At 39.3% G+C, this 9,472-nt stretch carries 11 protein-coding genes and 1 CRISPR repeat array; all 11 genes read right to left on the bottom strand.

Annotated elements, in window-relative coordinates; all coding sequences use genetic code 11:
* Nucleotides 1-472: direct repeats of the CRISPR family, unit length 37 nt; unit sequence GTCTTAATCCTTATTCTATTGGAAGTACAAACACGAG.
* Nucleotides 473-614: 142 nt separating this feature from the next.
* Genes cas2 through csm3 form a run of 11 tightly spaced genes read right to left on the bottom strand, consistent with a single transcriptional unit; the run spans nt 615 to nt 9,457 of the window.
* On the bottom strand, nt 615-1,100 hold the full coding sequence (cas2, locus tag B2Z67_RS01650; protein ID WP_291528078.1) for a CRISPR-associated endonuclease Cas2: 486 nt from the start codon (nt 1,098-1,100) through the stop codon (nt 615-617).
* Nucleotides 1,101-1,114: 14 nt separating this feature from the next.
* Nucleotides 1,115-2,140: a CRISPR-associated primase-polymerase type B gene (locus tag B2Z67_RS01645; protein ID WP_349677260.1), complete on the bottom strand. Its 1,026-nt coding sequence runs from the start codon at nt 2,138-2,140 to the stop codon at nt 1,115-1,117.
* Nucleotides 2,137-3,117 (bottom strand): CRISPR-associated endonuclease Cas1, encoded by a 981-nt coding sequence (gene cas1, locus B2Z67_RS01640; RefSeq protein ID WP_291528077.1) that lies wholly within the window; start codon nt 3,115-3,117, stop codon nt 2,137-2,139. Before cas1 ends, B2Z67_RS01645 begins: the two co-directional genes overlap by 4 nt.
* Nucleotides 3,118-3,123: 6 nt before the next feature.
* Nucleotides 3,124-4,818 (bottom strand): TIGR02221 family CRISPR-associated protein, encoded by a 1,695-nt coding sequence (gene csx2 / locus B2Z67_RS01635; protein WP_291528076.1) that lies wholly within the window; start codon nt 4,816-4,818, stop codon nt 3,124-3,126.
* Between the two features lie 21 nt (nt 4,819-4,839).
* On the bottom strand, nt 4,840-5,721 hold the full coding sequence (fic, locus tag B2Z67_RS01630; protein ID WP_291528075.1) for a protein adenylyltransferase Fic: 882 nt from the start codon (nt 5,719-5,721) through the stop codon (nt 4,840-4,842).
* Between the two features lie 54 nt (nt 5,722-5,775).
* On the bottom strand, nt 5,776-5,994 hold the full coding sequence (locus B2Z67_RS01625) for a hypothetical protein (protein WP_291528074.1): 219 nt from the start codon (nt 5,992-5,994) through the stop codon (nt 5,776-5,778).
* On the bottom strand, nt 5,991-6,476 hold the full coding sequence (locus B2Z67_RS01620) for a DUF3990 domain-containing protein (protein WP_291528073.1): 486 nt from the start codon (nt 6,474-6,476) through the stop codon (nt 5,991-5,993). The genes B2Z67_RS01625 and B2Z67_RS01620 overlap by 4 nt, the downstream gene beginning before the upstream one ends.
* On the bottom strand, nt 6,473-6,706 hold the full coding sequence (locus B2Z67_RS01615; protein WP_291528072.1) for a DUF3791 domain-containing protein: 234 nt from the start codon (nt 6,704-6,706) through the stop codon (nt 6,473-6,475). The genes B2Z67_RS01620 and B2Z67_RS01615 overlap by 4 nt, the downstream gene beginning before the upstream one ends.
* Complete coding sequence (gene csm5 / locus B2Z67_RS01610; RefSeq protein WP_291528071.1) at nt 6,699-7,829, bottom strand: type III-A CRISPR-associated RAMP protein Csm5; 1,131 nt, start codon at nt 7,827-7,829, stop codon at nt 6,699-6,701. Before csm5 ends, B2Z67_RS01615 begins: the two co-directional genes overlap by 8 nt.
* The gene (gene csm4, locus B2Z67_RS01605) at nt 7,822-8,811 is read right to left on the bottom strand and encodes a type III-A CRISPR-associated RAMP protein Csm4 (protein ID WP_291528070.1); all 990 of its coding nucleotides are present in this window, start codon (nt 8,809-8,811) and stop codon (nt 7,822-7,824) included. Before csm4 ends, csm5 begins: the two co-directional genes overlap by 8 nt.
* Complete coding sequence (gene csm3 / locus B2Z67_RS01600) at nt 8,798-9,457, bottom strand: type III-A CRISPR-associated RAMP protein Csm3 (RefSeq protein ID WP_291528069.1); 660 nt, start codon at nt 9,455-9,457, stop codon at nt 8,798-8,800. Before csm3 ends, csm4 begins: the two co-directional genes overlap by 14 nt.
* Nucleotides 9,458-9,472: the final 15 nt, after the last annotated feature.

Below are 9,472 nucleotides of genomic sequence, written 5' to 3'. Positions count from 1 at the left end.
GTCTTAATCCTTATTCTATTGGAAGTACAAACACGAGCGTTTAAAACGATGCAAAAGTATTTGGATGCAGCTGTCTTAATCCTTATTCTATTGGAAGTACAAACACGAGCAAACGGCGTCAACAGACAATGGTTTAAGTGCAGAGTCTTAATCCTTATTCTATTGGAAGTACAAACACGAGAATTAAAAAATAGAAAAATGAAATCAATTAATCTGTCTTAATCCTTATTCTATTGGAAGTACAAACACGAGTTGCTGAAGACCTTGACAATGAGGGAATTCAAGAACTGTCTTAATCCTTATTCTATTGGAAGTACAAACACGAGTATGGAACTCTGTTAACATTATTATTTGACAAAGATAGTCTTAATCCTTATTCTATTGGAAGTACAAACACGAGAAATTAGAGGAAGATTATAAGGATATTCTTGAACTGTCTTAATCCTTATTCTATTGGAAGTACAAACACGAGGGCATCTTATCACATACCGCTAATAACCAATAAATTACCATCAAATAATTAATCAGAAACACATTGCATTAGCAAAAAAGTGCCCTTTCAAAAGCGGCGGCAAAGATAAACAATATTTCATAGAACGAATAATTAATAAAGCCTAAAAAAATAGAGTATTTTTAGACTTCATAATAATATCTACATCTATTGACTTCCCAATTATCTTCATAGCTTGAAGATAATCGGTAGAGATGGGTACAATCAAGATACTGTCATGATTGTCATAGAGCGACTGCACTTCAGCGAGGTCACTGCGAATAGATTCATACTTGTCCGCATTCAGATCCGCCAGAAATATGGAACGCTGCACACGGGTACAACCTTTACGCAACAGATACTTAGCTATCTGATTGCGAACCTTATTATTCTCTATATCGTACATCACAAAAAACAACATATTGGTAGCCGGTCTTTGAGGGTTATTAATCAATCCTAATACATGCCTGACCCGTACGTCAAGTTCCGGTATGGAAGCATAGTCGTTAGGTAAGCGGTTTATCATCTTACTATTCGCCATTCCCGCTTGCGATAATTTCATCATTTTCTGCGGAAAGGTCAACACCGTCTTCTTTTTCTTCGTGGTCATATCACACACGCAAATTATGTATTCTCATTCAAAAAGGAAGTTATCAAATCCGCCATTAACTGATTTAGCTCCGAAGACGTACCACAACGGGGAGATTGTACTACACTGAACCCACGCTTACCATAAAAAAGATTGATTTCCGCCTGCCGCAGTCCAACCTTCATCCGCAGCTTCTTGCCATACTGAATGTTGATAACTTCGTAAATCGATGTACCGGTATCCTCAATATATTTTCTCAATCCATCCATCAATTCATCAAGCTGTTCGGGAACATACACAGGTGGTTTTTCTTTCCCGCGTTTAGCAGCCTTTGGGTGAAGTACTTCTTTGATACGTGCCAAGACGTCAGCATCAGGATCAGACGACTGCATTTCTTCTTTCCCATTCCCTGCCTGCTCTTTCTCTTCTTTAGCAAACGAAGCCTTCATATCCATCATGCCAGTGATATCCGATGTATCTATATATTCATTTATATCTACAGGCGTACTATCAGGCGAGTAATAGACATCAGGATCTATACTGACAAAACAAGCCCGACAAACATCGCATGTTCGCGCATCTACCACTTGTTCCAACTGATAATGGATAGAGAACTTGCGCACAAAAGCCTTGTAAAAAAGGGAATATAACCCTGCATCATAGCAACGCTCCTTCAACCGGAATAACACTTTCAACCCATCTTCTCCGGGAGAAAGAAAACAGAGCGCTACCCGCTCATCCTGCTCTATCCGTTTACGTACATCCGCAATGTCCAGTCCCTTTTCTGTCAGATGGTCAATATCAACCATAAAATATTCTATAAAAGCGAAGTTCTCCGTTCGCCGATAAGGAGGATTGAACATGCCACACACCACATAAGGCAACATTCTCTTTAATGCCGCATATTGTTTGACATCCAAGCGGCGCACAATGCGCAGTTGCCTGATTTTCGCACTAATCTCCGGCTTAGGATTGCGGAAACTATGATACAGATACTCCACCGTTACTTTTTTTAAAGCATCAGCGGCACTCGTGATATTTGTTCCTACCAACAGCATCATTCGTAACGTTTAAATTGTTGTGCCAAATCAGTCGCATACAGTTGTATCTGAGTCAGGCGAGAACGGGAAACTGATTTCACGGATATCACTTCCTCCAGATAATCGTTGAGTGACTGTATGAGGATGCGTCTGCCCAATCCTTCCAGCCAGTAAGAGCCATCATCGCGCACGGAATAATACTCTTCGGTTACTACCCGTTGCGCTACGAGACTGTACACTACATAGTCCACCCATACACGATAAAGTTCAATTACATCGTACACTAATACCGGGCGGTTGTAGTCATCGCGATGAAGCACTCCCACATAAGGGTCGATGCCGGCTTTTATCAACGCGCCCTCTATTTTTCCATATAAGATACCATAGCCGTAGTTTAAAAAAGCATTTGTTATGTCCATTGCCGGATGTTGCGAGCGTCCGTCAAAGCGGTATTCTTCAGGGATGAACAAATTAAGCGCCTCGAAATATATTTTAGAAGCCACGCCTTCCCAGCCACGCAGCTGTGCGGCTACATCCGAAATAACCTCTCCATCCACTGTGGCGATTTTCGTACGATAATCTTCCAGCCGGGAAATAGCCTTATCACGTTTGCGTTCAATATCTGCTCCGGTAGCATTCATCATCAGCAACAACGCCTGCTGGTTTTCTATCTTCCGGCGGATAATATCCTTTATCCATGTCAGCGCATCTTTGGAAAACGTAAAGTTAAGCTGCCCTTTACGAATGGTAGATATGGAGCCGTACTTTGGACTCCAAATACGACCTATCGGCATACCTCCCTTGTCCATAAAGAGTACCTCAATTTCATTTTCTATTGCCAGCATCACAGCGTCACTTGTGATTTGAGCACCCCGGCTTATCTGTATAGACTTAATACCATCTGCCGGAATGCGCTGCCGTCCGTCTTTATGGGTGATAACAAATCCTTCGTTATCACGGCTGAGCGAGGTGCCGAATGTGTTTAAGATGAGTTCCATATAACTTTATGTATTAGTATAATCACGAAAACGCACAAAATGAAAAAACGTATGTTTCACTCCGTCTTCCGTCATTGTCACATTGCGCTCGGTACAGGATGCTATACAGCGTATGTTCCGACTTTGCAGCTTTCGCAAGAGTGAGAAACAAAAGGTGAGTTCGCCCATTAAGTGAACAGTAAGGGTACCTTCGTGTCCGTTGCTCATTACAAGAACTTTTTCCAGGTATTCATCGGAAAGTTGTTCAATCTCTTGGTCATTACACAGAGGATTAATGTCGGGGAATGGCAAATCAACACATTTGCCATAGACTTCCGCTGCTTGGTACTGCTGCTCAGACCAAGCGGAGAAGGGATGATTGGAGAGGTTAATGAGTAGCAAAGGAGTGAAAGTATTTTGCAATTCACTCTCCCGATTAAGCAAGAGAGATTCAGTACTATTTATGCGCTTCTTAATACCATCCACTATCTTTTGAGATGTCAAAGGCTGCTTTCGCATTCCTGAATGATTAAAATCATTTCTTATATCAGTTAAATGAAAAAATGCATTTGCTAATTCTTCAGCAAAAGTCTCATCATTCCAAATATTCTCAACAACTTCACGACTTTCATATCCTGTCGGTATTCCACCTTTCGTATAATAGTAAAAAGCGTCATTAACTTTTTTACGCTCCTCAGCATCTATCTCGTTAAGCTTGTGCCTCAAACAAAAAAACGTAACAATCCCTTCTTGAAGTATCGTCACAGCCTGTTCATACATTCCATGCTCAAAGCACCATCGTGCAGCAACAATTGCACATTCAGCATTACTGTATCCATCAAAGCAAGAAAAGCTTTCTTCTATTTTCGTAACGATAGGTGATAGAGGTTTGATAATATTCGCATCTACATCTTTTAGGTAAGATTTGAGTTTCTGCATATTATCTCCTTTACAAATATTAATTCCACGGCATATATTCATGTCGTTTGTTACCTGAAGTAAAGCTTTACCAAATCCTTTAATCAATCCGGCCTTTTCATCTTTTCCCGATGTAGCCCTCAAAATAGAACTAACTTTGTCGTTTGATAGTTTCTCTATTCTTTCAGCATTACCATTTTCTATAAAATTAGCTGCCGCAAAGGTCCAGTCTTGCAATGAAGACAAAGGTAACAAATCTACAATAGGAGCTTCATTTGAGACCGTATCTCGAGCCTCATAATTGCCATAAGAGATATACTTGACAGTTACTTTCTTAAGGAATTTAGCATAATTCCCCAAAACCAATACAAGCATTGGTAGATAACGAAAGCTATGTGTCAGATCAAAATACAATTCATCGTCTTTCTGTAACTCATTAAAAAGGATATTGAAGATTTCCCACATCTCAGGTTCATCTTTCCCATCAGGGATATTCAAGTCTTTCGGTTTAAAAGGTAATCCCATATCTTTCAATTCCTTTTGCAATCCTAAATAAGGGACGTCATTTCCTGTTCTATTGTCTTTGCGGACAGACAACTCTTCAGTCCAATTATCTTTTCTTGCTCTTTCTGTCAGCAAAAAGAGAGCCATATCTTTATCTCCCCAATCCTTCTTGACATTCAGCAATTCAAGCGTAGCTTGTTGTACAAAACGCGTTTCCGACGATACAAATTCACCTTTTGTGTATTTGCAATATCCATAAAAGCTTGCTCCTAAAATGGAAATAAAGACTTTTCGTGCCATACCTTTTATTCTTTAGTTTTACTATTCCTCCTCATAATAATACGAATAATCGATTCCCTTCATAAACAGTTCACGGCTATGAATATCATCCGTAAGCGAACCTTTGAGCAATCTTTTTAGCGTGGTACTATCTGTACTACTCCGGATCATTGCATCCAGATACTCTTTCTTACCTATTCGACTCCAATCCACACAACACTTAAGTCGATGCTTAAACATTAAATCCAGCCAAATACGAGTACTACGCCCATTACCTTCCATAAACGGATGAGCAATGTTCATCTCCACGTACTTGTACACAATCTCATCGAATGTATTTTTAGGCATTTGCTCAATCTGCCTCAACGTAGCACCTAAGAAACGAGCTACTGCAAATTGAAAACCACCTTTCGATATATTCTTTTGCCTGATTTGACCGGCAAAGTCATAAAGTCCACCAAACAAATAACCATGAATCTGCTGCAAACCTTGTGTAGTACCAACCTCTATGCTATCAATAAATGAACTCTCAAACAAGGCATACGCTTTTGACTTACTTTTGCCATCAATACTTTCATCACTATACGTAAACCATTCGATAAAACGGTTTGCCTTTTTGCCGGGAAACTGCTTTCCCAAAGCGATGATTCCATTGTAATCAAGCATATCGGTTAGATAACGTTTACCATCACTTGCCAGCAGTTTCAGTTGGTTAGTGGCACTAACCAACTCATCATTTTCCTTCTTTAACTTGGTCTTGAGATATTTCCAATAGTTTCGCGCTTTGCTGTAATCGTCTTGGTCAGTAAGAACTGCCACCATATCTAAAACAGAAAACCACCACTTACTATTTGCCTCATCCCAAATGGCGCGAACTTCCCGGTCGTCAAAGAAACGAATGGATATTTTGGTGTTATTGCTCATTGCTGCTTATTGCTTTTAGTTTGCTCAGTATATTGCCCTGACAACATATAAACTTTACTGTTTTTCCAAAAACTCTTCATACAACGCTACCGGCCCATAGTGCCATAGTTTTGTTTCTTCTTTCTCCAATTCCTTATAAGTATTAGAATGGTAGAAGATTCTTAGCGCATCCAAAGGATTGACATGGTGCTCTTCGGTATATATAGTGGCAACCCATGCTACTTTACCCGGTAATAGCAAGTACAGATTATCATTGGTAATCGTTTGGTTCATAATAAAACCTCCTTCGCTTCAATAAAATTTAAATAACGCAATGCTTCTTCTGTATGAAACAACATTTGATCAACCAATGTGTACGCTTTCAATTCACGGATAAGCCCATCTTTATCAAGCAATCCGCTTTCATACAGAGCAAATGCTGCATACACTTTATCATTTGCTACCGGACCATATACTAAATCGTATGGATGCATATATGTTTTATCCATGCGGTTTTGCATCACAAAATCCACCCAGTCTGTCGTTGGCTTTTCAAATTTCAAAACTTTGAGAATGGCGCTGTTAAGTAGTTCGTCATCAAACTCATATATATTAATATATCCGGTATTTGCACTTGTTCTTTTACGGGTAATCCACTGTTCAGCTTGTTCATGCGAGGTGGTGGTATAGAATCCATATCCATAATCAAGCGTACGGGTTGATATAATAATATGTGGTTCTCGTACAATCTCTAAACTTCCATGATAAAGTTTCATTTCAATCCCCCTCTTTCTTTTATAAAACTTTCAATTTCCTCTATCAGCCACTGATTTCCTTGGGTATGAAGAACATCATAGTGATCAAACAAATAGTTTGTTACCCCATAACGATCAAACAGTCCCATAGTAGCGCCCCCCGTCGTACCGCTATGCTTTTTGTATTGCTCTATACAAAACGAAATGAAATAGAGCTTGTTTTGTTCCAATTTAGAAATAGTTTCACTCATCTTTTATTGCTTTTAATTTTACGAAACCTATTAAATCTCCATCAGAATCTGTACGCCTCGATTTTGGAAAAATATATTCATCATAATTACGATTATTGGGACGTGCTGCATTCACTATAGTAGAATTAAAATTAGGCAAATCCTCTGCCCAAGCTCCCGTAATAAACCGCCAACCAGAAGCATGACCTATGCGTAACACACACTCATCACTTTGGCATCTGCGAGCCTCGGATAATATTTCATCCATCTTCTCTATGTATTTATCTGCACCGGTACGTTCTTCGTAGTTTTTCCAAATATTAATTTCTTTCTCGATAAGAGTACAAGTATAAGAATTGATCAGACCAAATAGAGAATTGATACTCATCATTTCTTGAGGCATCTCTCCAATAGCATTCGGATTAGCCAATTTAGCGTTTTCGTAATGTTGTTTGTCTATCTTTAATTGAAAAAGAGCTTCTTCTTCGACTCCTATTGCTTCTACTAATTGTGGTTTCTTATTCTCTTTAGGAATAAGATTTTCAGTATTATGAGTAATATTTAAGCCCATTACAAGTTGTACTGCGATTTCCGAACCTTGTTCAAAATAGGCGTCCCCCACCTGTAAAAAACGAAATACATCAGCATTCGGATCTTTACCAAATAACCTTTTTTCTATTTGTTCTGCCCCTATTTTTTCTCTTTTGTCCCTTATATTACTTTCAATATTCGGAATCGTATTTACCAGTGAAGTAAGTATAGCTGTACGCATAGCCCCCTTGATAGAGCTTCCGGGAATATAAGGAAGTCCAAAGCCATTATGAATACATTCTTTCAACGTATCTCCTTGTTTCAAAGTTGTACTGTCAACAAAAGAGGTCAAACGTCGCTTTGAGTAATCAGCCACTTTACTTTGAGGAGCATATCGTTTTACGAACTCCTTGATATCTTCTTGCTTTTCTATGCTCAGTAACCAATCATCAAGATGTTCTTCACCTACCAATTCCAACACCTTTCGATCGTCAATGATGCGAATATACTTTTCCTGCAATGTAGCCGTTGGCACAAACTCCGTATTGAGTTGAAGCATATTCCCTGAACCAATATGCACAGGAGTCAATGTAGTTATTTTTATTCTACTCATAATCATTCACTTTTATATGCAAGCAAAATGGCTTTCCGGTACGATAAACAGGATGCAGACATTTGTCATTCCAATCTGGACGTAAGTCTACTACCTTTCCTTTAAGAGACTGAACAACAGGAAATATGGAACCACATCCAAACATATAGATCGACTTCTTCCATAAGTGACGAAATGTTTCTATATCACTCCCTGCCATGTACCCGCCACGTAAAATGAGGGTATATCGAGAATCTGTCAACCGAAGCTTCTTTAGTTCCTCTTCTGTGGGTACATATAAGGATAAAAGAAGGGTAGTGTTAGCGTCACCTATTTCCGCAAGTTCAAGAGTTCCTGTTTCGATTTCAAACTTTCCTCCCCCTACGTTTTTATCTGTCCCTACTCCTGTTTCTCCAAGTTGCCTGAACAGCCTGACTAATTCTTCAAACAATTGGTCTGTTGCACCGGTAATACAATATAGTCCTGCATCTTTGTTGAAGTATCGCCAGTCAAAAAAGAAAGGAGTAGTATCTTGTCCATTTCTTGGCACCTCCACCCGTTGGCTTACCTGATTCTTGTATGGATGACTCCATTGTTCTTCTGTTGATCCTACAAGATATGAACCTTTAAGTTGCTTCTCATCAATTTCCACAGTCTCTCCCTGAGCAAGTCGACAGAATACAGATGTTTCTATGAAGTGAATTTTCTTCAAATACTTTCTGTATTCATATTCTTCTTTACCCCTTACCTTTATGGACAACCTCCCTACAGGCGCAGGAAGAAAAAATGAATTTCCCATGTATGGGAAAGCCGAACTAAGAACAAAAGAATTCAGAAACCGTTCTAAATCTTCCGTTTGTCCACTCTGCGCCCGAATAGCAGCTAAGGCAGAAGCTAAAGTATCACTATGAAGGTCGGTAGACGAAAAATCATAGTTATCCTTACCCGAACCTATATGAACAGGGGTGGAAAACTTCATCTTCAAAATATTATACCTTACCATAATATTCATTTATTAGGCGTTCTTCGCCATCTTCATTGTCCAAAACAATTGCGACCTGTCCATATCCGCGCGACCCATGTCCACCCAAATAATCATCTTCCAACAATTTAATGGCTTGTTTCAACGTGTTCTTTAAAGCTACCTCATCTTCCTCTTCAAAGATATTGAGCACCATGTTGAGCTTAAACTTCGCTCCGGCAGGAACACGTTCAAAAGTGCGCGGATTAGCTTTTGCAGTAATGCGGTCAATAGAAACTTCTGTCTTACTTTCTGTGTATGGCAAATCTGTATGGCTGAAGTCAACATTAGGATCATCTACCAACAATTCTGCATCACGCACTATGAGACGAGAAGGGTGACTATCGTTACTATCCCCCGATATGCCGAACAAAGCACCAGCTTTATGTTTCGGGTTATTCGTTGGCTTTCCATTGTTAGTTTCACCATTGGCTATTTCTACCAATGCACGCATTTTCCCCTTCAAGGAACTTCCCGGAATATAAGGGATATTATTAATAGGATTACGAACTACAAATTTATCCGGACCACCGATATTCAATGCAGCATTTGTTCCGCCAATATGCAAACCGGTTTTCAACTCAATAGTACCGGCATAGACTACTTTCTTTATTAATTTTGTTTCCATAATTATTAGTTTTTG

The sequence above is a fragment of the Bacteroides sp. UBA939 genome, assembly GCF_002293435.1.
Lineage (GTDB): Bacteria > Bacteroidota > Bacteroidia > Bacteroidales > Bacteroidaceae > Bacteroides.
Note: the sequence above shows the minus strand (reverse complement) of the source record. Positions and strands in the feature narration are given on the sequence as shown.